Below are 23,113 nucleotides of genomic sequence, written 5' to 3'. Positions count from 1 at the left end.
CCCCATCAGTCCAGCCAGACATAGCCCGCGAGCCGCCCGGTGGTGCGGTCGCGTCGGTACGAGAAGTGGTCCTTCGACTCCAGCGTGCACACCGGTGACTGCGCCCGGTCGTGCACCCCGAGGCGTGCGAGCTGCGCGTGCACCCCGGCGCCCACGTCGACCGCCGGTGTGCCCCAGCTGGTCTCGGCGTGCGCCGCCGGTTCGGCGGCGGCCACCTCGGCTCGCATGTCCTCGGGCACCTCGTAGCAGCGGCCGCACACGGCGGGGCCGGTGCGGGCGGTGATCCGGGCCGGGTCGGCGCCGAGTTCGGTCATGGCGCGTACGGCGGCGGGGACGACCCCGGCGACCAGGCCGGGCCGGCCCGCGTGGGCCGCGGCGGCGACGCCGGCGACCGGGTCGGCCAGCAGGACCGGCACGCAGTCGGCGGTGAGGACGGCGAGGGCGAGACCGCGTTCGGCGGTGACGACCGCGTCGACCCGCGGGACCGGCGCGTCCCCCCAGGGGCCGTCGACCACGGCGACGTCGGCGCCGTGCACCTGGTTCATCCAGACCACCCGGGCCGGGTCGACGCCCAGCGACTTGGCCGCGAGCTCCCGGTTGGCCGTGACGGCGGCGGGGTCGTCACCGACGGCGCCGCCGAGATTGAGCTCCTCGTGCGGAACGGCGCTCACTCCGCCCCACCGGTCGGTGAAGCCGAAGTGCGCGCCGTTCACGGTGTCGCGCTGTCCTATCACTTCAGGAAGTCCGGCACGTCCAGTTCCTCGGCCGCGCTGTCCGAGTAGGTGCGGGACGGCGGGACCGGCGGCGGGGCCACCTGCGGCAGGTCGCTCACCGGCTCCGGCGCGGGGACCGGCTCCGGCTCCTCCTTCGGCTTGACGCTGCCGAGCGAGCCGAAGGACGGGCGGTTCTCGGGCTGCCGCACCGGGGTGGGCTCCTCGCGCTTGGCCGAGGAGGAGGCGCCGAGGACGTTGTCCCGCTGCTTGGACGGCGGCTGGCCGCCGTCGAAGCCGGCGGCGATCACGGTGACCCGGACCTCGTCGCCGAGGGCGTCGTCGATGACCGCGCCGAAGATGATGTTGGCCTCGGGGTGGGCGGCCTCGCTGACCAGCTGGGCGGCCTCGTTGATCTCGAACAGGCCGAGGTCGGAGCCGCCGGAGATGGAGAGTAGCACGCCCCGGGCGCCGTCGATGGACGCCTCCAGCAGCGGCGAGGAGATCGCCATCTCGGCGGCGGCCACCGCGCGGTCGTCGCCGCGGGCCGAGCCGATGCCCATGAGGGCCGAACCGGCCTCGGACATGACCGACTTCACGTCGGCGAAGTCCAGGTTGATCAGGCCGGGCGTGGTGATGAGGTCGGTGATGCCCTGCACACCGGACAGCAGCACCTGGTCGGCGGACTTGAACGCGTCGAGCACGCTGACCTGGCGGTCCGAGATGGACAGCAGCCGGTCGTTGGGGATGACGATGAGGGTGTCGACCTCTTCGCGGAGTTCCGCGATGCCGTCCTCGGCCTGGTTGGCCCGGCGCCGTCCCTCGAAGGTGAACGGGCGGGTGACCACGCCGATGGTGAGGGCGCCGAGCGAACGGGCGATGTTGGCCACGACGGGCGCGCCGCCGGTGCCGGTGCCGCCGCCTTCACCGGCCGTCACGAAGACCATGTCGGCCCCCTTGAGGACCTCCTCGATCTCCTCGCGGTGGTCCTCGGCGGCCTTGCGGCCGACGGCCGGGTTGGCTCCGGCGCCGAGTCCGCGGGTGAGTTCGCGGCCGACGTCGAGCTTGACGTCGGCGTCGCTCATCAACAGCGCCTGCGCGTCGGTGTTGATGGCGATGAACTCGACGCCCTTGAGACCGACCTCGATCATCCGGTTGATGGCATTGACACCACCGCCGCCGACACCGATGACTTTGATGACTGCGAGGTAGTTCTGCGGTGCTGCCACGTCGAAGGCCTCTCGCCTCGAGTTACGTGTCGCCGGCCGCCGAAGCACTGATGCCCCCGCGACCCGACGACTGATGCCGATTGGGACGGTCCGTAGTGCCGACCCGAACCCTAACGCTGAAGTTTAGGGTTACCAGTGTGTCTGTTCCTTGGAGTCTTCTGAACAGGACACTAAGTCGACAAGTGGCGCACGTTCAACGAACACGCCGAACCTCCCGTTTTTCTTTTCACCCTATGTGATCAGCCGTAGCGCTGCCCAACCAGGGTGCTGGCCTGCACGTATACCCGTCAACTCCCTGATGACGCAGGCGCGGTGGGAACGCTCACGTCGAAGTGCCGCGCGTCGGGGGTCGCTTTCATCAGCGCGGTGAGCGCCCGCGCTTTCCGTTCGCCCTGCTCCGAGCTGCCCCAGGCCACGGTCCGGTCACCGCTCAACTCGAGTGAGATGGCGTCGTAGGAACGGACCTTGACGGTCCGTACGTCCTTGGCGACCGCGTCCGGAAGACGGCCGGCCACCCCCACCGCCGCGCGCACCAGGCGGTCCTCGTCGAAGCGGCGCAGACTCGCCGCGGCGTTGCCGGAACGGGCGAGGTCCAATTCCAGCTCGGGCACGCCTTTCGGGGCGCGGGAAACCGTGGCGAAACGGACGCCTTCATCGTCCACTTCCACGAACTTTCCGCCCTTTTGGACAATCAGAACCGGGGTACGCTCCGTCACTTTCAGCCCGATTCCGTGCGGCCAGGAACGCTCTGCGCGAACTTCGTCGATGCGGGGCAATTCCCGGGCGAGCCGCGCCTCGATCGCCGCGGTGTCGACGGAGACCAGCGGGTCCCCGACCGGCACGTCGGCGGCCGCACGCACCTGCTCGGGCGTCAGAACACGGGTTCCGGAGACCGACACGCGTTCCACACGCGTCCAGTTCGAGCCGTAGAGCAGCCAGACGGTGCCGCCCGCGAGGAGCACCAGGACGACCGCCGCGACGACGACCGTACGGAGGCGGGGCGGGCGCAGCCGCCGGGTCCGGGGCGGGCCGGACGACTCCTGCTGGCGTTCACCGCGTTCGGCGGTGGTCGGTCCGGCCACGCTCCCTGCCCTCCGTCATACGTGCCTAGCGGCGTGCACGGGCGGCGATCGCCTCGTACACCATGCCGACGAGAAGGTCGTCGGCGTCCCGGCGGCCGAACTCGGCGGCGGCGCGGGACATCTCGTACAGCTTGTGCGGGTCGGCGAGCACGGGCAGGACGTTGTGCTGCACCCACTCGGGGGTGAGGTCCGCGTCGTCGACCAGCAGGCCGCCGCCGGCCTTGACCACCGGCTGGGCGTTGAGCCGCTGTTCGCCGTTGCCGATGGGCAGCGGGACGTAGGCGGCCGGGAGCCCGACGGCGGAGAGTTCGGCGACGGTCATCGCGCCCGCGCGGCAGAGCATCATGTCGGCCGCGGCGTACGCGAGGTCCATCCGGTCCAGGTAACTTACCGGGATGTACGGGGGCATCCCCGGCATCTGCTGGACCTGCGGCAGTTCGTTCTTGGGGCCGACCGCGTGCAGGATCTGGATGCCGGCCTGCTGGAGCCAGGGCGCGACCTGCTGGATCACCTCGTTGAGGCGGCGGGCGCCCTGCGAGCCGCCGGTGACCAGCAGCGTGGGCAGGTTGGGGTCGAGCCCGAACAGCGCGCGGGCCTCGGGGCGGGCGGCGGCCCGGTCGAGGGTGGCGATGGAGCGGCGCAGCGGGATGCCGATGTAGCGGGAGTCGCGCAGCTTGCTGTCCGGCGTGGACACGGCGACCTGGGCCGCGTACCGCGAACCGATCTTGTTGGCCAGGCCGGGGCGGGCGTTGGCCTCGTGGACGATGATCGGCACGCCGAGCCGCTTGGCCGCGAGGTAGCCGGGCAGGGCGACGTAGCCACCGAAGCCGACCACGGCGTCGGCCTTGGTGCGTTCCAGGATCTGCTCGGTCGCCTTGATGGTGCCGCGCAGCCGGCCCGGGACGGTGATCAGCTCGGGGGTGGGCTTGCGCGGCAGCGGTACGGCCGGGATCAGCGCCAGTTCGTACCCGCGCTCGGGTACGAGGCGGGTCTCGAGGCCGCGTTCCGTGCCCAGGGCCGTGATGCCCACGGTCGGATCCTGCCTGCGCAGGGCGTCCGCGAGGGCGAGCGCGGGCTCGATGTGGCCCGCGGTTCCTCCGCCGGCGAGTACGACATGCACCGAAATTCACCGCTCTCCGGACGAGCGCGCCTTCGAGGCACGCCGTCGCATCGTGTTCCAACTCCGGGGGCTCCGCTTGGCCGCGGGTCCCCTGGCTCCCCGCTTTCTACCAAAGCGAGGTTGCCGCAGCGCAAGCGCCGCCCGCGCACCGGGTTCGTCACGCGCGAAGGCGATCAGCAGACCGATGGCGAACATGGTCGGCAGCAGGGCGGAACCGCCGTAGGAGAACAGCGGGAGCGGAACACCGGCGATCGGCAGCAGTCCGAGGACCGCGCCGATGTTGATCACGGCCTGGGCCGTGATCCAGGTGGTCACGCCTCCCGCGGCATACCTCACGAACGGGTCCTCCGTGCGTCCGGCCACGCGGATACCCGCATAGCCTAGAGCCGCGAAGAGGGCGAGCACCGACAGCGTCCCCGCCAGGCCCAGCTCCTCACCGGTGACGGCGAAGATGAAGTCGGTGTGCGCTTCGGGGAGTTGGCCCCATTTCTCCACACTGGCACCCAGCCCCGATCCGAACAGCCCGCCCGAGGCCAGGGCGTAGATGCCGTGCACGGCCTGCCAGCAGGCGTCGCCGGGGCCGGGGTCGGTGGCGCCGAGGCAGCCCAGCCGGGCCATGCGGTTGGGGCTGCTCTTGATGAGGATGAACCCGAGCAGCACGGCGATCGACAGCACACCGGCGAACAGCCGGGTGGGCGCGCCCGCCAGCCACAGCAGGCCGAACAGGATCGCGGTCAGGATGATCGCCGTGCCCATGTCGCCGCCGATCATGATCAGCCCGAGCAGCATGAACGCGGCCGGCACCAGCGGCACCAGCATGTGCTTCCACTGGGTCAGCAGCTTCTTGTCCTGCTTGCGGGCGAGCAGGTCCGCTCCCCACAGGACCAGCGCCAGCTTGCCGAACTCGCTGGGCTGGACCTGGAAGGAGCCGCCGAGCGCGATCCAGTTCTGGTTGCCGTTGACCGCGACTCCTATCCCGGGGACCTGCACCAGGATCATCAGGACGACGGCACCGGCGAGGATCGGGTAGGCCAGCGCCCGGTGCAGCTTCACCGGCATCTTCATCGCGGCCACCAGCAGCCCGGCACCGATCAGGGCGGCCAGGGCCTGCTTGCGGAAGAAGTACGACCCCGGCAGCGAGAGCTGGAGCGCGGTGATCTGGGAGGCCGAGTAGACCATGATCAGGCCGAGCACGGTGATCAGGGCGGCGGGGCCGGAGATCAGGTAGTAGGCGGTCAGCGGCCGGTCCCAGGCGCGGCGGAGACGGCGGTGGACGCGGAGCACGGGATTGTCGTGCGGCGGCTTCGGCGCGGGGGGGCGTCCGGTGGCCCGCTGCACGGGCGGACGTCCGGTACGGCTCTGGGGACTACCGGGCATCACGGCCTCCGCTGTACGTCGGCATGGACCGTCCCACACGTCCTCCCGAGATCACCCGGCGCAGGAGGCGGCCGGGTCAGGCGCCGAGTTCGCGAACGGCCTGTGCGAACGCGTCACCGCGCTTGTTGTAGTTGGTGAACATGTCCATGGAGGCACAGGCCGGGGCCAGCAGCACCGTGTCGCCGGGCCCGGCGAGTCGCTGCGCCTCCTGGACGGCCTGGAGCATCGCACCAGTGTCGGTCCGGTCCAGGTCGACCACGGGTACCTCGGGGGCGTGTCGCGCCAAGGCTTCGCGGATCAGCGCGCGGTCGGCGCCGATGAGTACGGCACCGCGCAGCCGCTTCGCCGCACCCGCGACCAACTCGTCGAAGGTGGCGCCCTTGGCCAGTCCGCCCGCGATCCAGACGATCGACTCGTAGGCGGCCAGGGAGGCCTCGGTGGCGTGGGTGTTGGTGGCCTTGGAGTCGTCCACGTACGCCACCCCGTCGACGTCGGCGACGTGCGCGATGCGGTGGGCGTCGGGGGTGAAGGCCCGCAGTCCGTCCCGTACGGCCGCGGCGGGGACGCCGAAGGCGCGGGCGAGGGCGGCCGCGGCGAGGGCGTTGGCGATGTTGTGCGGGGCCGGCGGGTTCACGTCGGAGACCTCGGCGAGCTCCTGGGCGTTCTTCTGCCGGTCCTCGACGAAGGCGCGGTCGACCAGGATGCCCTCCACGACGCCGAGTTGACCCGGCGCCGGAGTGCCGAGGGTGAAGCCGATGGCCCGGCAGCCCTCCTCGACGTCGGCCTCGCGGACCAGGTCCTCGGTGGCCTTGTCGGCGACGTTGTAGACGCAGGCGACGCGGTTGCCCTCGTAGATGCGGCCCTTGTCGGCGGCGTACGCCTCCATGGAGCCGTGCCAGTCGAGGTGGTCGGGGGCGAGGTTGAGGACGGCGGCCGAGTGGGCGCGCAGGGAGGGCGCCCAGTGGAGCTGGTAGCTGGACAGCTCCACCGCGAGGACGTCGTACTCCTCGTCGCCGGTGACCGCGTCCAGCAGCGAGACGCCGATGTTGCCGACGGCGGCGGTGCGCAGACCGGCCGCCTTCAGGATCGACGCGAGCATCTGGACGGTGGTGGTCTTGCCGTTGGTGCCGGTGACCGCGAGCCAGGGCGCGGAGTCCGGGCGGCGCAGGCGCCAGGCCAGTTCGACGTCGCCCCAGACGGGGACGCCCGCCTCCCCGGCCGCCGTGAACAGCGGCTTGGTGGGCTTCCAGCCGGGCGCGGTGACGATCAGCTCGGTGCCGTCGGGCAGTGTGTCCCCGTCGCCGAGGCGCACGGTGATGCCGAGCGCCTCCAACTCGGCCGCCTGCGCCCGCGCGCGGTCGTCCGCGCCGTCGTTGACGACGGTCACGCGGGCGCCGAGGCCGTGCAGGACCTTGGCCGCCGGGACCCCGGAGACGCCGAGTCCGGCGACGGTGACGTGCTTGCCCTGGAATTCGAAAGGCACCGAGGAGTCGGTCACTTGTCCGCTGCCCATCCCGCGTAGAAGAGGCCCAGTCCGACGATCACACAGATGCCCTGGATGATCCAGAAACGGACCACGACAAGGACCTCGGACCAGCCTTTGAGTTCGAAGTGGTGCTGGAGTGGCGCCATTCTGAAGACGCGCTTGCCGGTGAGGCGGAAGGAGCCGACCTGGATGACCACCGACATGGTGATCAGGACGAACAGGCCGCCCAGGATGGCCATCAGCAGCTCGGTGCGCGAGCAGATCGCCAGACCCGCGAGCACACCGCCGAGCGCGAGCGAACCGGTGTCGCCCATGAAGATCTTGGCCGGCGAGGTGTTCCACCACAGGAAGCCGAGGCAGGCGCCCATCAGGGCGGAGGAGACCACCGCGAGGTCGAGCGGGTCTCTCACCTCGTAGCAGGCGCCCGGGTTGGTCAGGGTCAGCGCGTTGGCGCAGGACTCCTGGAACTGCCAGACGCCGATGAAAGTGTAGGCACCGAAGACCAGGACGGAGGCGCCGGTGGCCAGGCCGTCCAGACCGTCGGTGAGGTTCACGCCGTTCGACATCGCGAGGATCATGAACAGCGCCCAGATGACGAACAGCACCGGGCCGAGCGACCAGCCGAAGTCGGTGATGAACGACAGCTTGTCGGAGGCCGGGGTGTTGCCGCGGTTGTCCGCGAACTGGAGCGAGAGCACCGCGAAGCCGATGCCGACGATGAGCTGGCCGGCCATCTTCGCCTTGGCCCGCAGGCCCAGCGAACGCCTCTTGACGATCTTGATGTAGTCGTCGAGGAAGCCGACCAGGCCCATGCCCACCATCAGGCCGAGCACCAGCAGACCGGAGAAGGTCGGCGCCGCGTCCGCCTCCGGGTCCAGGTAGCTGGTGATCACCTTGGCGAGGAAGTAGGCGGCGACCGTCGCCAGGATGAAGGCGATACCACCCATGGTCGGCGTACCGCGCTTGCTGGCGTGCTCGCGCGGTCCGTCGTCGCGGATGTACTGGCCGTAGCCCTTGCGGGCCAGCAGCTTGATCAGCAGCGGGGTGCCGACCAGCGTCAGGAACAGGCCAATGACTCCCGCGAACAGGATCTGCTTCATCATCGGGCGGCAACCTCACCCTCGGCGCCGGTCTCGAGCAGCGCCGCGGCGACGCTCTCCAGACCCACCGAACGGGACGCCTTCACGAGCACGACGTCCCCCGGGCGCAGCTCGCTGCGCAACAGGTCGACCGCCGCCTGTGCGTCGGACACGTGCACCGACTCCTCACCCCACGAACCCTCGTTATATGCGCCCAGTTGCAGCCATCGGGCTTCCCTGCCCCCGACCGCGACGAGCTTGCTGACGTTGAGCCGGACGGCGAGCCGTCCGACCGCGTCGTGCTCGGCGAGCGCCTCGTCCCCGAGCTCGGCCATCTTGCCGAGCACCGCCCACGTACGGCGTCCCTTGCCCATGGCCACCAACGCACGCAGCGCGGCCTTCATGGACTCGGGGTTCGCGTTGTAGGCGTCGTTGACGACCGTCACGCCGTCCGGGCGCTCGGTGACCTCCATCCGCCAGCGGGAGAGGGAGCCCGCCTCGGAGAGCGCGGTGGCGATCTCGTCTGCGGACATGCCCAACTCGTGGGCGACGGCGGCCGCGGCGAGCGCGTTCGACACGTGGTGCTCACCGTACAGGCGCATGGTCACATCGCTTGCACCGGAGGGTGTGTGAAGCCTGAAGGAGGGCTGTCCGCTGTCCGTGAGTCGCACGTTCTCGGCGCGAACGTCCGCTTCGTCGGACTCTCCGAAAAGGATCACCTTCGCCTTCGTTCGGGAGGCCATGGCCCGTACGAGCGCGTCGTCCGCGTTGAGGATCGCGGTGCCGCCCTCCTCGGCCGGCGGCAGGGCCTCGACGAGTTCGCCCTTGGCCTGGGCGATCTGCTCCCGGCCGCCGAACTCCCCGATGTGCGCGGAGCCGACGTTGAGGACGAGGCCGACCTTCGGCGGGGTCAGTTCGCACAGGTACCGGATGTGGCCGATGCCGCGGGCGCCCATCTCCAGGACGAGGAACCTGGTCTCCTCGGTGGCGGTGAGCGCGGTGAGCGGCAGCCCGACCTCGTTGTTCATGGAACCCGGTGTGAAGACCGTGGGCGCCTTGCGGCGCAGCACCTGGGCGATCAGGTCCTTGGTGCTGGTCTTGCCGGCGGACCCGGTGAGGGCCACGAGGGTGGCGCCGAGGCGTCGTACGACGTGCCGGGCGAGGGCACCGAGGGCGGCCTGGACGTCGTCCACGACGATCGCGGGCACGCCGACGGGGCGGGAGCCGAGCACGGCCACCGCGCCCGCCTCGACGACCGCCGGCGCGAAGTCGTGGCCGTCCACCCGCTCGCCGACGAAGGCGACGAAGAGGCAGCCGGGCCCCGCTTCCCGCGAGTCCCGGACGACCGGCCCGGTGACCTGCGCGGACGCGTCCGGTATGTCGTGCATCCGCCCGCCGACGACTTCTGCGATCTCGGCGAGAGAGAGGGTGATCACAAGTTCGTCCCCTGGATCAGGATCAGGATCGGCTGGATCATTCGGGATCTCATCCCTGGGTCTTCTGGATGGCTTCGCGCAGCACCTGGCGGTCGTCGAAGGGACGCACCACCCCGGCGATGTCCTGGCCCTGCTCGTGGCCCTTGCCCGCGACCAGCACGGTGTCGCCGGGCTCGGCCCGGGCGACGGCGGCGGCGATGGCGGCGGCCCGGTCCTCGAAGACCTGGACCTCGCCGCGCTCGTGGGCGGGCACGGAGGCCGCGCCCTGGAGCATGGTGGCGAGGATCGCGAGGGGGTCCTCGGAGCGAGGGTTGTCGGAGGTCAGTACGGCGGTGTCGGCGAACCGGGCCACGGCGGCGCCCATCGGCTCCCGCTTGGTGGTGTCCCGGTCGCCGCCGCAGCCGAGCACGGCGTGCAGCTTGCCCTCGGTCACCTTGCGCAGGGCGCGCAGGACGGACTCGACGGCGTCGGTCTTGTGGGCGTAGTCGACGACCGCGAGGTACGGCTGGCCCTCGTCCACGCGCTCCAGGCGGCCCGGCACGCCGGGGACGGCGGCGATGCCGTCGGCGGCGGTCTGCGGGTCGAGGCCGGCGGCGGCGAGGGAGACGATCGCGGCGAGGGTGTTCGCCACGTTGAACGGTCCGGCCAGCGGCGACTTGGCGGCGATCCGCTCGCCCTTGGGGCCGAGCACGGTGAACGTCGAGTCCAGCGGGCCGACCTCGACCTCGTCGGCGCGCCAGTCGGCGTCCGGGTGGCCCTCGGCGGAGTAGGTGACGACCGGGACGGTGGCCTCGTTCGCGAGGCGGCGCCCGTACTCGTCGTCCACGTTGACCACGCCGAGCTTGCTGCGTTCCGGTGTGAAGAGCTGCGCCTTGGCCTGGAAGTAGTCCTCCATGCCGGAGTGGAACTCCATGTGCTCCGGGCTGAGGTTGGTGAAGACCGCGATGTCGAAGACGCAGGCGTCGACGCGGCCGAGCACCAGGGCGTGGCTGGAGACCTCCATGGCGACCGCGTCGGTGCCGCGCTCGCGCATCACCGCGAACAGCGCCTGGAGGTCGGTGGCCTCGGGCGTGGTGCGCTCGGACTTGATGCGCTCGTCGCCGATGCGCATCTCGACCGTGCCGATCAGGCCGGTGGACTTCGCCGTGCGCAGACCGCCCTCGACGAGGTACGCGGTGGTGGTCTTGCCGGAGGTGCCGGTGATGCCGATCTGGAGCAGGTCCCGGCCCGGGTGGCCGTAGATCGTGGCCGCCAGCTCGCCCATCCGCGCGCGCGGGCTGTCGACGACCAGCGCCGGCAGACCGGCGGCGGCGACGCGCTCGGCGCCCGACGGGTCGGTCAGCACGGCGACGGCGCCGAGGCCGGCGGCCTGGGTGGCGAAGTCGGCGCCGTGGAGGCGGGCTCCGGGCAGGGCGGCGTACAGGTCACCGGGGCGGACGGCGCGCGAGTCGTGGGTGATGCCCGTGACCCCGGCGGTGCTGTCCGGTGCGGTGACACCCAGCTGGTCGGCGAGTTCCGCGAGGGGTGTGGCGGAGATCCGCACCGGCCTGGGCGGTCCCGGGTAGGTCACGGGGTGGCCCTTCTGGGTGGTTTGGGACTGATCAGCGTGTGGCACGGCGGTGAGCGTACCGGGAGTACCGGCCTGCGGGCGAAGTGAGGTGGGGGCGCTGTTCTGGTTCCCGGGATCGGGGGTGATCGTTGTCACGGGTGATTCCTGGTGGCTCGGTACTGCGTCGGCGCCGGTTCGGTGGGGGCCCGGCGGGGTCAGGGTTTGAAGGTGACCGGGAGGTTCGCCGGGGCGGCCCCGGTCGGCGGGACCTGGAGGGTCTTCAGGGCGAACTCCATGACCTGCTTGTAGATGGGGCCGCAGATCTGGCCGCCGAAGTAGCTGCCCTCCGTGGCGTTCTGGATGGCGCAGTAGACGGTGACCCGCGGCTTGTCGGCGGGGGCGAACCCGGCGAACGACGACGTGTAGCCGTGGTACTTGCCGGTGGCCGGATCCACTCGGTTGGCCGTGCCGGTCTTGCCCGCCACGCGGTAGCCGTCGATCTGCGCCTTGTTGCCGGTGCCCTCCTCGTCGTCGACGACGGACTCCAGCATCCGCGCGAGGGTCTTCGCGGTCTTCTCGCTGATCACGCGGGTCTTCTCGGGCTCGGGGGCCGGGGTGAAGCGGCCGTCCTCTCCTCTGGTGCCGCGCACGAGCGTGGGTTCGACGCGGACGCCGCCGTTGGCGACGGTCGAGTAGATGGAGGCCGCCTGGAGCGCGTTCACGGAGACGCCCTGGCCGAAAGGAATCGTGTACTGCTGCGAGGTCGACCACTGGTCCGGAGGCGCGAGGATGCCCTTGGTCTCGCCGGGGAAGCCGAGTCCGCTGTAGCTTCCGAGGCCGAACTTGCGCATGTAGGAGTAGAGGACCTTGTTCGCCTCGGCCTGCGTCTTGCCGAGCTCGCCGGTGGCCATGATGGTGCCGATGTTGCTGGACTTGGCGAGTACGCCGTTGAGCGTGAGGTACCAGGTCGGGTGGTCGACGTCGTCCTTGAAGAGCCGGTCGCCGCGCTTGAGCCGGTTGGGGATGGTGAGGTGCGTCATCGGCGTGGCGACCTTCTCCTCCAGCACGGCCGCCATCGACAGCACCTTGGCGGTGGAGCCGGGTTCGAAGGCGTCCTGGAGGGCGGCGTTGCCCAGCGCGTCCGGGTCGGCGTGGGCGAGGTCGCCCGGGTCGAAGCCCGGGGAGTTGGCCATGGCGAGGATCTCGCCGGTGGCGGTGTCCTGGACGATGACGTAGCCGCCGTCCGCCTTGGACTTCTCCACCTGCTCGCTGATGGCGTGCTGGGCGGCCCACTGGATGTCGCGGTCGATGGTGAGCTCGACGTCCTTGCCGGGCACGGCGGGCGTCTCGGTGGAGCCGGCGGTGGGCACCTGGCGGCCACCGGACTGGGCGTAGCGGATCTTGCCGTCCTCGCCGGCCAGCGTCTTGTTCAGCTTCCGCTCCAGGCCGCCGCCGCCCTTGCCGTCGGCGCCGACCCAGCCGAGGATGCCGGCGGCGAGGTCGCCGCCCGGGTACACGCGCTTGCTGCTGGGGTCGGCGAAGACGCCCGCGAGGACGTTGACCACGGACTCGTCCGTCTCCGCCTTCTTGTTGAGCGCGGTCTTCAGGTCCTTGATCTGGTTCCAGACCTGCGGGGTCTCCCGCCGGGCGAGGCGGACGTAGCGCAGTTCCTTGTTCTCGGGGCGGAGCTGGGCGACCAGGTCCTTCTGCTCCTCGCCGAGGATCGGCGCGAGGAGCGCCGCGGCCTGCTCGGGGCCGTCGCCGACCTTCAGCTGCTCGCGGGTGAACATCGTGGGGTCGGCGGTGATGTCGTAGGCGTCCACGGTGGTGGCGAGGGCCACGCCGTTGCGGTCGGTGATGCCGCCGCGCTCGGCGGGCAGGGTGTGGACGACGTAGCGGTTCTGCTCGGCCTTGGCGGTGTACGTGCCGGCGTCGACGGCCTGCACCTGGAGCAGCCGTACGACGAAGGCGGTCATCACCAGGGTCAGCGCGAGGCCGATCATGCGCAGGCGCGGGCGCGGGCTGCCCAGCCGGATGGTGCTGGGCGCGGCCGGCCGGGACGGTCCGGGCCTGCGGGCGGGCCGGGCACCGGGACCGGGCTGCCGCCCTGCGCCGGGGCGGACGGGCCTGGCGGGGCCGGGCACACGGCGGCGCGGCGGTTCCCTGTCGGACACTTCCGTCACCTGCCGGTAGTCGGGGTCGGGGTGGGCGTCGCCGCGGCGGTGGGGGTGGCCGCTGGGGTGGGGGTGGCCTCCGTGGTGGGGGCCGGGGCAGACGGGTCGCCGCCGGGAGAGGCGGTGGTGGGCGGCGCGGTCAGCGCCTCGGGGGCGAGGACCAGCGGGGTGGCCGGGGTGGGCGCGGGGCTGGGCGAGCCCTTGACGGTGCCGTCGGGGGCGAGGAAGGCGGGGTCGCCGCCGGGCACCATGCCCAGCTCGCGGGCGCGGCGCTGCAGGGCGCGGGGGGCGGAGTAGGCGTCGATGTCCCGCTGGAGCGCCTGTTCCTCGTCGGTGAGCTCCTTGGTCTGCTGCTTCAGGTCGTCCAGCTGGAACGAGCCCTCGCTCAGCGCGGAGTTGAGGACGAGGAGCCCGATGAGCCCGCCGCCGAGGAGGACGACCACCAGGAGGACGAAGGGGGCCCGGGCGGCCTGGCCGCGTCTGCTCCCGGGCGGGAAGAGCTTGGCCAGCCGGGCCGCCCTCCCCTTCAGTTCGGGTTTCCGGCTCATCGGCCCTCCCCCTGCCTCACTCGTTTCACCCGATGGACTCCCTGATGCGCTCGGCTCCGCGCAGCCGCGCGGGTGCCGCTCGCCGGTTCTCGGCGATCTCCTCCTCGGTGGGAAGTTCGGCACCGCGCGTGAGCAGCTTGAGCCGGGGCGCGTAGCGTTCGGGGACGACCGGGAGTCCGGGCGGCGCGGTGTTGGCGGCGCCGGCCGCGAACACCTGCTTGACCAGGCGGTCCTCCAGGGAGTGGTACGACAGCACGGCGATCCGTCCGCCCACGCCGAGCGCCTCCACGGCGGCCGGGATCGCCCGCTCCAGGACGGACAGCTCGCCGTTGACCTCGATCCGCAGGGCCTGGAAGGTGCGCTTGGCCGGGTTGCCGCCGGTGCGCTTGGCGGCCTGCGGCAGCGCCGCGCGGATCAGCTCCACGAGCCGCGCACTGTTGCTGAACGGCTCCTTCTCGCGTTCCCGGACGATCGCGGACACGATCCTCTTGGCCTGCTTCTCCTCGCCGTACGCCCGCAGGATGCGGACCAGTTCGCCCGGCGGGTAGGTGTTGAGGACCTCGGCGGCGCTCATGCCGGTCGTCTGGTCCATGCGCATGTCGAGCGGGGCGTCCTGGGCGTAGGCGAAGCCGCGGTCGGCCTCGTCGAGCTGCATGGAGGAGACGCCGAGGTCGAAGAGGACGCCTTGGACGCGGGGGACGCCGAGCCGGTCGAGTACGTCGGGCAGCTCGTCGTAGACGGCGTGCACCAGGGTGGCGCGCTCCCCGTACGGGGCGAGCCGCTCGCCGGACAGGCGCAGGGCCTCCTTGTCCCGGTCGAGGGCGACCAGCCGGGCCTCGGGGAAGCGGGCGAGGAGCGCCTCGCTGTGCCCGCCGAGTCCCAGCGTGCAGTCGACGACCACGGCGCCCGGCTCGTTCAGGGCGGGCGCCAGCAGGTCCAGGCACCGCTGGAGCATCACCGGGACGTGTCGACTCTGGCTCAAGTGGGACGGCCTCTCAGGTCCGGCACGGCGTCACGCACCGCCGGGTCCCCTCCCGCTCGCTCGTAAAGGGGAGTCCTGCCGGCGCCGGAAGCGTCGGCCGGCCGGGAGCGGGAGGAGGCCGAGCCGTACGTACGCGCCGCGCACGTGGGGAGATCTGGCGGGACTTCGCCCAGGTCTCCGGGGTTTTCAGTCCAGCAGGGAGAGCCTCGCCTCCCGCTTCGCGTCACTTTAGTCCACCCTGTCGCCCGGTCAATCAACCGGCCTGCGCGTCGCGGAGGCGGGCGCTCACGAATCGCCGCGGGACGGTACTTCACCCGTGTGGCGGCGGCCGTGCGGGTCTGTGGAGTGGCTCACAACAAGCCGCGATGGCGTTCTTTGTCCGTCTTCCCGAGGGGTCCGGGACGACGGTGACCAGTAACGTCATGGTTATGACGACTTCTGCATCGGCTCCCACAGGCTCCGAGTCCACCGCTGCCGGCGGCGGTTCCGTCACCGACCGGCTCGTCGAGGCGAACGGGCGCTACGCCGCCGAGTTCGCCGACGCCGAGCTCGCCGGCCGCCCCGCCCTCCAGACGGCCGTCGTGGCCTGCATGGACGCACGCCTCGACGTGAGTGCCGCACTCGGTCTGCGCAACGGTGACTGCCACGTCATCCGCAACGCGGGCGGCGCCGTCACCGACGACGTGATCCGCTCGCTCGCCATCAGCCAGCGCGCGCTGGGCACCCGCGGCGTGGTCCTCCTCCACCACACGGCGTGCGGCATGGAGACCCTGACCGAGGACTTCCGGCACGAGTTGGAGCTGGAGGTCGGCCAGCGCCCGGTCTGGGCGGTGGAGTCCTTCCAGGACGTGGACCAGGACGTACGGCAGTCGATCGAGCGGGTCCGGACCTCTCCCTTCCTGCCGCACACGGACGACGTGCGCGGTTTTGTCTACGACGTGAAGACGGGCCGGCTGCGCGAGGTCACCCCCTCCTGACCTCCGGCAGCCTTGCCGCGCAAGCGCCGCAAAGGCCGTAAGGCGCGACATATCGCGGCCAGTTGTCCACAGGCGAGTGACACGAATCGGTAACGGCGGCAAGAATGCGGGAAGTGGTGTCGTGCGGAACCTTTTCCGTGCGGCGTCCGTGATGAGGGGTGGGCCGGTCCGCGGTTACGGGCCGGCCCGGCAATTGGGGTACCCCCGCTTCCCAGGGAGCGCGGGGAAAGGCCGAGGAGGGCCGGGTGACGACCTATGACGATCGAGCGAGCCTCACTGACATGACCGCGGTGGTCGAGCGCGTGCGCGGTTCGGTGGAGGACGTGATCGAGGGCAAGCCCGAGGTCGTACGGCTCTCACTGACCGTGCTGCTCGCCGAGGGACACCTGCTGATCGAGGACGTCCCGGGAGTCGGCAAGACCATGCTGGCCAAGGCGCTGGCGCGGTCCATCGACTGCTCCGTGCGCCGGATCCAGTTCACGCCGGACCTGCTTCCCTCGGACATCACCGGGGTGTCCATCTGGGACCAGCAGCGCCGGGACTTCGAGTTCAAGCCGGGCGCGATCTTCGCCCAGGTGGTGATCGGCGACGAGATCAACCGCGCCTCGCCGAAGACGCAGTCGGCGCTGCTGGAGTCGATGGAGGAGCGCCAGGTCACCATCGACGGGCAGACCTACGAGCTGCCCAGCCCCTTCATGGTGGTGGCGACGCAGAACCCGGTCGAGATGGAGGGCACGTACCCGCTGCCGGAGGCCCAGCGCGACCGCTTCATGGCACGGGTCTCCATCGGTTACCCCAGCGCGGACGCCGAGCTGCGGATGCTCGACGTGCACGGCGGGGTGAATCCGCTGGACGACCTGCAGCCGGTGGCGCACGCGGACGAGATCCTCAAGCTGATCGAGGCGGTCCGGGGCGTCCACGTCGCGGAGCCGGTCCGGCGGTACGCCGTCGACCTGGTCGCCGCCACCCGCACCCACCCGGACCTCAGACTCGGTGCCTCGCCGCGCGCCACGCTGCACCTGCTGCGCGCGGCGAAGGCGTCCGCCGCGCTGAGCGGCCGGGAGTACGCGCTGCCGGACGACGTGCAGGCCCTCGCGGTCGCCGTCCTGGCCCACCGCCTGCTGCCCACCGCCCAGGCACAGCTGGGCCGCCGCACCGCCGAGCAGGTCGTGCAGGAGATCCTGCAGCGCACCCCGGTGCCCGCGGCGCCCCAGCAGCAGACGGGCTACGGCATGGGCCGCGGCGCGTCGGCGTACGGTCAGCAGCCGCCGCGGAGGCTGTGATGGACACCGGGGGGACGGACCGGCCGGAGGACGACCGGGACCAGGGCGGCGGCATCCGCACCGCCCTGACCGGTCTGACCACCCGGGGGCGCTCCTTCCTGGCCGCCGGCGTCGCCGCCGCGGTCTGCGCGTACGTCCTCGGGCAGAGCGATCTGCTCCGCGTCGGTCTGCTGCTGGGCGTGCTGCCCCTGGTCTGCGCGACCGTGCTCTACCGCACGCGCTACCGGGTGGCGGGCAGCCGCCGCCTCTCCCCCGGGCGGGTGCCCGCGGGCAGCGAGGCCCGGGTCCACCTGCGCGTCGACAACGTCTCTCGGCTGCCCACCGGCCTGCTGATGCTCCAGGACCGGGTGCCGTACGTGCTCGGCCCGCGCCCCCGCTTCGTCCTCGACCGGGTCGAGCCGGGCGGCCGCCGCGAGGTGTCCTACCGGGTCCGCTCGGACCTGCGCGGCCGCTATCCGCTGGGCCCGCTGCAACTGCGCCTGACCGACCCGTTCGGCCTGTGCGAGCTGACCCGCTCCTTCTCGACGTACGACACCCTGACCGTGACCCCTCGGGTGGAGGCGCTGCCTCCGGTGCGGCTGAGCGGGGAGGCGAAGGGGTACGGCGAGGGGCGGCAGCGCTCGCTCGCCCTCGCCGGCGACGACGACGTGATCCCGCGCGGGTACCGGTACGGCGACGACCTGCGCCGCGTGCACTGGCGGTCCACCGCGCGGTACGGCGAGCTGATGGTGCGCCGCGAGGAGCAGCCGCAGCGCGCCCGCTGCACGGTGCTGCTGGACACCCGGGGCGGGGCCTTCGACGGCGCGGGCCCCGACTCGGCCTTCGAGTGGGCGGTGTCGGGCGCGGCGTCCGTGCTGGTGCACATGCTGGAGCGGGGTTTCTCCGTCCGGCTGCTCACCGACACCGGCGACTCGGTGCCCGGCGAGGGCGCCGACGGTTTCGCGGGCGCGAGCCAGGGCACGGCCGACGCGGCCGGGCTGATGATGGACACCCTCGCGGTGATCGACCACTCCGACGGGACGGGCCTGTCCCTGGCGTACGACGTGCTGCGCGGCGGGAACGAGGGGCTGCTGGTGGCGTTCTTCGGCGACCTGGACGAGGAGCAGGCGACGGTGGCCGCCAAGATGCGGCAGCGCAGCGGCGGCGCGGTCGCCTTCGTGCTGGACCCCGAGAGCTGGGCCCGGGAACCGGGCGGCGCACCCGGCCCGTCGGACAGGAGCGAGGAACGGCTGCGGATGCTCCGCGAGGCCGGCTGGACCGCCGTGCACGTCCCCCGGGGCGCCTCCCTGGAGGACCTGTGGCGCCTGGCGGACCGCGAGCGCACCGGCCTCGCGACGGCGAGCGGCGGGGAGGGGGCGGCGCGATGAGCACGCAGGCACGGGGAAGCCGACGGACGTGGGGGCCACCGCTCCCCGGCGGCGACGAGCGGACACGGCCGGCGCGATGCCACGCGTCACCGACCGGACGACACCACCGCCCGGCAGACCGTGAGTGCGCCGCTGCGGCAGCGGCCGGTGGCGGGGACGGGGACGCGATGAGCGGGCGGGCGCGGGAAAGCCGGCGAACGTGGGGGCCACCGCGCCCCGGCGGCGACGAGCGGACACGGCCGGCGCGATGCGACGCGTCATCGACCGGACCACACCACCGCCTGGCGGACCACGGGTGCGCCGCCGCGGCGACTTCCGGCGGCGGGGAGGGGACGCGATGAGCGGGCGGGCGCGGGTGGCGCTGTGTGCGTGGGCGGCCACCTTGATGACGGCGTGCGCGTTGCTGCCCCTGGTCGATCCGGCCACCTGGATCCTGCAGGCCGCGTTCCTGCTGGCGGTCCAGTCCGGGGTGGGCGCGGCCGCCCGCCGGGTGCCGCTGGCCCGGCCGCTGACCATCGCCGCGCAGGCCCTGGTCACGCTGGTGCTCCTGACCCTGGTCTTCGCCCGGCAGCAGGCGTTCGCCGGGCTGGTCCCCGGCCCGCAGGCCTTCCAGCGCTTCGCCGACCTGCTGCAACAGGGCGGCGACGACATCGCCCGCTACGCGATCCCGGCCCCGCTGGAGTCGGACGGCATCCGGCTGATGCTGGTCGGCGGTGTCCTCGTGATCGGGCTGCTGGTGGACACGCTGGCGGTGACCTTCCGCAGCGCCGCACCGGCCGGACTGCCGCTGCTCGCCCTCTACTCGGTGGCCGCGGGACTGTCCGAGGGCGGCGCCGACTGGCTGTGGTTCCTGGTCGCCGCGGTCGGCTACCTGATGCTGCTCCTGGCCGAGGGGCGTGACCGGCTCTCCCAGTGGGGCAGGGTCTTCGGCGGCGCACAACGCGGCCCGGGCGCGGAGCAGGGCGGCGCGGTCGCCCCGGTCCGCACCGGGCGGCGCATCGGCGCGTTCGCGCTGGGGATCGCCCTGGTGGCACCGCTCGCCCTGCCCACGATGAACGGCGGGCTGCTGGACAGCTCCACCACGGGCGTCGGTTCCGGCACCGGGGGCGGCGGCACGATCTCCGCGGTGAACCCGCTCGTCTCCCTGCGCGACAGCCTCAACGTCGACGAGAACCGGCAGGTCCTCTCCCTCGAGACCGACTCGGGCGACATATCGAACCTGTACCTGCGCATCGTGTCCCTGGACGACTTCGACGGCACCACCTGGAAGCCGTCCAAGCGGCACATCACGGCGGTGCCGGACGGCACGTTCCCGACCCCGGTCGGCCTCGGCCCGGACACCAGGCGCGCGGAGATCCGGACCACGATCACGGCCGCCGACTGGTACGCCCAGGACTGGCTGCCGATGCCGTATCCGCCGAGCGGCGTCCGCGTCCCCGGCAACTGGCGCTACGAACCCGTGGGCATGACCCTGGTCGGCGACCACGGCCAGAACACACGCGGGCTCACCTATCAGGTGCGGAGCCTCGACGTGCAGCCGACGGCGGAACAGCTCGCCGCGGCACCGCCGCCGTCGGCGGCCCTGAAGCGGGAGTACACGGAACTGCCGGACTCGCTGCCCGACGTGGTCTCCCAGACCGCCCGCGACGTCACCGCCGGCGCCGCGAACCCCTACGAGCAGGCGGTCCGGCTCCAGGAGTACTTCGCGATCAACGGCGGTTTCGAGTACGACACCCAGGTGGAGGTCGGCAGCGGCTCGCGGGCGATCGCCCGGTTCCTGAAGGACAAGGAGGGCTTCTGCGTCCACTTCTCCTTCGCCATGGCGGCGATGGCCCGCTCCCTGGACATTCCGGCCAGGGTCGCGGTCGGCTTCGCGCCGGGCTCCCCGCAGGCGGACGGTTCGGTGTCGGTGGGGCTGCGGGACGCGCACGCCTGGCCGGAGGTGTACTTCGAGGGCGTGGGCTGGACCCGCTTCGAGCCGACGCCGACGCGCGGCTCGACGCCGTCGTACACCGTGACCGACACGCCGGGCAGTTCGGTGCCCGACCCGGCCCTGCCGTCCCGGAACCCGCAGACGGAGCCGTCGGCGGCTCCCTCGGTCAGCGAGAGCTGCTCGGCCGAGCTGAAGAAGGTGCAGGGGTGCGCGAGCGAGTCCGCCGCCGCGGCGCCGGTCACGGGTGGCAACGGAACGAAGTGGTACACGGTGCTCGCCTGGGCCGTCGGCGGCCTGGCGGTCCTGCTGGGCCCGCTCGCCCCGCTGCTGTGGCGGCTGCGCACTCGGTCGGTGCGGCTGGGGGCGCACGGCCGGACCGAGGCGGACGCGGGACCGCACATTCTGGCGGTCTGGCAGGAACTGACCGACACGGCGTGGGACCACGGGATCCTGCCGGAGGAGTCGCAGACCCCACGCAAGGCGGCGGCCCGGATCGTGCGGCTCGGACACCTCGACCCGGAGGCAGCCGCCGCGGTGCACCGGGTGGCGGACGCGGTGGAGCAAGTCCTCTACGCTCCCCGCCCGCGCCTGACAGCGGGCCTCACGGAGGACGTCCTCCTGGCGAGCGCCGGTCTGCGGGCCGGGGTCGGGCGCCGCACGCGGTTGCGCGCACGGTTCGCCCCGCGTTCGACCGTACGGGTGGCCTGGGCGGTGTCGGCCCGGTGGGCGGCCGCGAAGCGGCGGGTCGTGGCGGCCCGGCCGACGTTGCGGAAGACCTCGGGGCAGCAGAGCTGAGCTGAGCCGACGGGACAGGTGCCCCGGTCCAGACGATTCCGTCTGGGCCGGGGCATCGGCCCACACGCACGTGTGAGGGGGTGACCACCGATTCGGTGGTCACCCCCTCACACGGATGTCCTGGTGAGCGGTTGCCCGCGGCTACTGGCCGCCCTGCTGCTCATCCCGGCGCCGCTGCCAGCGCTCGTCGATGCGATCCATCATGGAACGCTTCTGTTTTCCCTGGTGGCGCGCCTGCGGTCCGGCGCCTGCCGCGGGCTGCTCGCCCGGCTTCGGGGCCTTGCGCCAGCCGGTCACGGCGAGAACCGCACAGCCCAGCATGACCAGGAAGCCCACCACACTGAGCCAGACCTGCTGGGCGACCATACCGGCCATGAGGAGCGCAATACCTACAAGGAAGCCCGCGACCGCCTGGTAGACCCGTCGCCGGGTGTACGTACGCAGCCCGCTTCCCTCGAGCGCTGTCGCGAACTTGGGATCTTCGGCGTACAGCGCTCGCTCCATCTGCTCGAGCATGCGCTGCTCGTGCTCCGAGAGCGGCACGGAGTCCTCCTCATCGTGCAGTCGCCGGGGCGACCCGGGGGGGTCCCTTCAGGATAGGCAGGGAATCGCCCCCGTGAAACCCGCCCCTCTACGCCAATTGGCCAACCGGTCTCCGTCATGGCCGTGCCGGCTCGCTGAAGTTCCCATTCCCCAGCGGCCGACCCGTCATGCCGGGCGGTCTCCCTCGATCATACGGCGACTGGCCCCCGTTCGGGGGGCCTGTGGCGTACTCCATGTGCAGTCGCGCCCCTGATCAGCGCCGTACCCCACCGGGCGGCTCAGTCCTCCTGGGCCCCTGGCGTCTCACCGAGCACGTGGAGTTGGGTGGCCACGGAGTGGAAGGCGGCGAGTTCGGCCGCCGCGGCCTCCAGTTCCAGGAGCGCGTCCATGGCACCGGGCTCGGTGTCCACCAGCACTCCGGGCACGAGGTCGGCGAAGACGCGGACACCGTGCACGGCGCCCACCTTGAGCCCCGCGGCCTCGACCAGGCCGGTGAGCTGTTCGGCGGTGAACCGGCGCGGCACCGGGTCGCCCTCGCCCCAGCGGCCGTCCGGGTCGCCGAGGGCCTGCCGGGCCTCCGTGAAGTGGCCCGCGAGGGCACGCGCCAGCACGGCTCCACCGAGACCCGCGGCGAGCAGGCTGAGGACGCCCTCGGGACGCAGCGCCGCGACCACGTTGCGCACGCCCTCGGCGGGGTCGTCCACGTACTCCAGGACGCCGTGGCAGAGCACGACGTCGTAGCCGCGGCGTTCGACCACGTCGAAGAGGCCGCGGGCGTCTCCCTGGACGCCTCGCACACGGTCGGCGACGTCGGCCTCGGCGGCCCGGCGTTCCAGGGCGAACAGGGCGTTGGGGCTCGGGTCGACGACGGTGACGCGGTGGCCGAGGCGGGCGGCGGGCACCGCGAAGTTGCCGCTGCCGCCACCGGTGTCCAGGACGTCCAGCGCCTGGCGGCCCGTGGCCTTGACCCGGCGGTCCAGGGCCGCTTGGAGGACGTCCCAGACCACGGCGGTCCTCAGGGCGGCGCGGGAACGGGAGGGCTCGGAGCGCGGCGACGCCGTGTGAGGGCGGTGGGGGGAGACGGGCGGGCGCATCGGGTCCGACACGGCAGTTGACTCCTCGGCGCGGCACCGCCTCGGGCACGGGCGGAGCGAACGGGCTGCCGCCCCGGCCCGGGAGCGGGGCGGGGCAGGCTTCAGGCGTCTCCCACCCTATTGCCTCTGGTGCGGCGACCAGTCACCCCGTACCGTCCCCGGCCTCGCGGACGGGCACGCGCGGCATGGCGGGCACGCACGGCATCACGGGCACGCACGGCACGCGGCCGGGGAACGCCCGGCGGGCCGGGCCGCCCGGCGCAGGCCGCTGCGCGACGGCCCACGGCCGGGTGCCCCGGCGGACGCCCCGATACGCGGCCGGATGGGCACCCTGCGGGCCGTGACTCCG

Annotated in this window: 18 protein-coding genes; 4 read left to right on the top strand and 14 right to left on the bottom strand. The window is 72.3% G+C overall.

Annotation, left to right across the window (positions count from 1 at the left end; all coding sequences use genetic code 11):
- Positions 1-5: 5 nt before the first annotated feature.
- The 12 genes from pgeF to rsmH all read right to left on the bottom strand — a co-directional run bounded on the left by pgeF (position 6) and on the right by rsmH (position 14,772).
- Positions 6-734 carry a peptidoglycan editing factor PgeF gene (gene pgeF / locus KUM03_RS28750; protein ID WP_217252863.1) on the bottom strand — a complete coding sequence of 243 codons (729 nt, stop codon included), beginning with the start codon at positions 732-734 and terminating at the stop codon, positions 6-8.
- Entirely contained in the window at positions 731-1,939 is a 1,209-nt protein-coding gene (gene ftsZ, locus KUM03_RS28745; RefSeq protein ID WP_217252861.1) for a cell division protein FtsZ, read from the bottom strand. The genes pgeF and ftsZ overlap by 4 nt, the downstream gene beginning before the upstream one ends.
- A 287-nt stretch (positions 1,940-2,226) precedes the next feature.
- On the bottom strand, positions 2,227-3,021 hold the full coding sequence (gene ftsQ, locus KUM03_RS28740; protein ID WP_217252859.1) for a cell division protein FtsQ: 795 nt from the start codon (positions 3,019-3,021) through the stop codon (positions 2,227-2,229).
- Between the two features lie 25 nt (positions 3,022-3,046).
- Positions 3,047-4,141, bottom strand: a complete 1,095-nt coding sequence (gene murG / locus KUM03_RS28735; RefSeq protein ID WP_217252857.1) for an undecaprenyldiphospho-muramoylpentapeptide beta-N-acetylglucosaminyltransferase — start codon at positions 4,139-4,141, stop codon at positions 3,047-3,049.
- Positions 4,142-4,147: 6 nt separating this feature from the next.
- Complete coding sequence (gene ftsW, locus KUM03_RS28730; RefSeq protein WP_217252855.1) at positions 4,148-5,518, bottom strand: putative lipid II flippase FtsW; 1,371 nt, start codon at positions 5,516-5,518, stop codon at positions 4,148-4,150.
- A 76-nt stretch (positions 5,519-5,594) separates the two neighbouring features.
- On the bottom strand, positions 5,595-7,001 hold the full coding sequence (gene murD, locus KUM03_RS28725; RefSeq protein WP_217253064.1) for a UDP-N-acetylmuramoyl-L-alanine--D-glutamate ligase: 1,407 nt from the start codon (positions 6,999-7,001) through the stop codon (positions 5,595-5,597).
- Between the two features lie 11 nt (positions 7,002-7,012).
- The gene (mraY, locus tag KUM03_RS28720) at positions 7,013-8,104 is read right to left on the bottom strand and encodes a phospho-N-acetylmuramoyl-pentapeptide-transferase (protein ID WP_217253062.1); all 1,092 of its coding nucleotides are present in this window, start codon (positions 8,102-8,104) and stop codon (positions 7,013-7,015) included.
- Positions 8,104-9,519, bottom strand: a complete 1,416-nt coding sequence (gene murF / locus KUM03_RS28715; protein ID WP_217252853.1) for a UDP-N-acetylmuramoyl-tripeptide--D-alanyl-D-alanine ligase — start codon at positions 9,517-9,519, stop codon at positions 8,104-8,106. Before murF ends, mraY begins: the two co-directional genes overlap by 1 nt.
- Before the next feature lie 49 nt (positions 9,520-9,568).
- Entirely contained in the window at positions 9,569-11,089 is a 1,521-nt protein-coding gene (locus KUM03_RS28710) for a UDP-N-acetylmuramoyl-L-alanyl-D-glutamate--2,6-diaminopimelate ligase (RefSeq protein WP_217252851.1), read from the bottom strand.
- A 194-nt stretch (positions 11,090-11,283) separates the two neighbouring features.
- The gene (locus KUM03_RS28705) at positions 11,284-13,251 is read right to left on the bottom strand and encodes a penicillin-binding protein 2 (RefSeq protein WP_217252849.1); all 1,968 of its coding nucleotides are present in this window, start codon (positions 13,249-13,251) and stop codon (positions 11,284-11,286) included.
- The gene (locus KUM03_RS28700; protein WP_217252847.1) at positions 13,248-13,790 is read right to left on the bottom strand and encodes a septum formation initiator family protein; all 543 of its coding nucleotides are present in this window, start codon (positions 13,788-13,790) and stop codon (positions 13,248-13,250) included. Before KUM03_RS28700 ends, KUM03_RS28705 begins: the two co-directional genes overlap by 4 nt.
- A 25-nt stretch (positions 13,791-13,815) precedes the next feature.
- Positions 13,816-14,772, bottom strand: a complete 957-nt coding sequence (gene rsmH, locus KUM03_RS28695) for a 16S rRNA (cytosine(1402)-N(4))-methyltransferase RsmH (protein ID WP_217252846.1) — start codon at positions 14,770-14,772, stop codon at positions 13,816-13,818.
- 428 nt (positions 14,773-15,200) lie between these two features.
- Between rsmH and KUM03_RS28690 the strand changes: the two genes are divergently transcribed.
- The 4 genes from KUM03_RS28690 (at position 15,201) to KUM03_RS28675 (ending at position 21,127) form a co-directional block, all read left to right on the top strand.
- Complete coding sequence (locus tag KUM03_RS28690; protein WP_217252844.1) at positions 15,201-15,749, top strand: carbonic anhydrase; 549 nt, start codon at positions 15,201-15,203, stop codon at positions 15,747-15,749.
- Between the two features lie 245 nt (positions 15,750-15,994).
- Positions 15,995-17,032: a MoxR family ATPase gene (locus tag KUM03_RS28685; protein ID WP_217252841.1), complete on the top strand. Its 1,038-nt coding sequence runs from the start codon at positions 15,995-15,997 to the stop codon at positions 17,030-17,032.
- A complete protein-coding gene (locus tag KUM03_RS28680; RefSeq protein ID WP_217252839.1) occupies positions 17,032-18,399 on the top strand; it encodes a DUF58 domain-containing protein in 1,368 nt (455 codons plus the stop codon). The genes KUM03_RS28685 and KUM03_RS28680 overlap by 1 nt, the downstream gene beginning before the upstream one ends.
- A 337-nt stretch (positions 18,400-18,736) precedes the next feature.
- Positions 18,737-21,127 carry a DUF3488 and transglutaminase-like domain-containing protein gene (locus KUM03_RS28675; protein ID WP_217252836.1) on the top strand — a complete coding sequence of 797 codons (2,391 nt, stop codon included), beginning with the start codon at positions 18,737-18,739 and terminating at the stop codon, positions 21,125-21,127.
- A gap of 141 nt (positions 21,128-21,268) precedes the next feature.
- Here the strand turns inward: KUM03_RS28675 and KUM03_RS28670 are convergent, their stop codons facing one another.
- Complete coding sequence (locus KUM03_RS28670; RefSeq protein ID WP_217252834.1) at positions 21,269-21,670, bottom strand: spore wall synthesis complex protein; 402 nt, start codon at positions 21,668-21,670, stop codon at positions 21,269-21,271.
- Between the two features lie 278 nt (positions 21,671-21,948).
- On the bottom strand, positions 21,949-22,776 hold the full coding sequence (locus KUM03_RS28665) for a methyltransferase (RefSeq protein WP_217252831.1): 828 nt from the start codon (positions 22,774-22,776) through the stop codon (positions 21,949-21,951).
- Positions 22,777-23,113 lie beyond the last annotated feature (337 nt).

The sequence above is a fragment of the Streptomyces sp. AC602_WCS936 genome (assembly GCF_019049125.1).
Lineage (GTDB): Bacteria > Actinomycetota > Actinomycetes > Streptomycetales > Streptomycetaceae > Streptomyces.
This window is presented reverse-complemented; position numbering and strand designations above follow the sequence as displayed.

Coding starts and splice junctions, on each gene's coding strand:
- ftsW (WP_217252855.1), bottom strand. CDS start 5,518: ATGCCCGGTAGTCCCCAGAGCCGTACCGGACGTCCGCCCGTGCAGCGG.
- mraY (WP_217253062.1), bottom strand. CDS start 8,104: ATGAAGCAGATCCTGTTCGCGGGAGTCATTGGCCTGTTCCTGACGCTG.
- KUM03_RS28700 (WP_217252847.1), bottom strand. CDS start 13,790: ATGAGCCGGAAACCCGAACTGAAGGGGAGGGCGGCCCGGCTGGCCAAG.
- KUM03_RS28690 (WP_217252844.1), top strand. CDS start 15,201: ATGACGACTTCTGCATCGGCTCCCACAGGCTCCGAGTCCACCGCTGCC.
- KUM03_RS28680 (WP_217252839.1), top strand. CDS start 17,032: ATGGACACCGGGGGGACGGACCGGCCGGAGGACGACCGGGACCAGGGC.
- KUM03_RS28675 (WP_217252836.1), top strand. CDS start 18,737: ATGAGCGGGCGGGCGCGGGTGGCGCTGTGTGCGTGGGCGGCCACCTTG.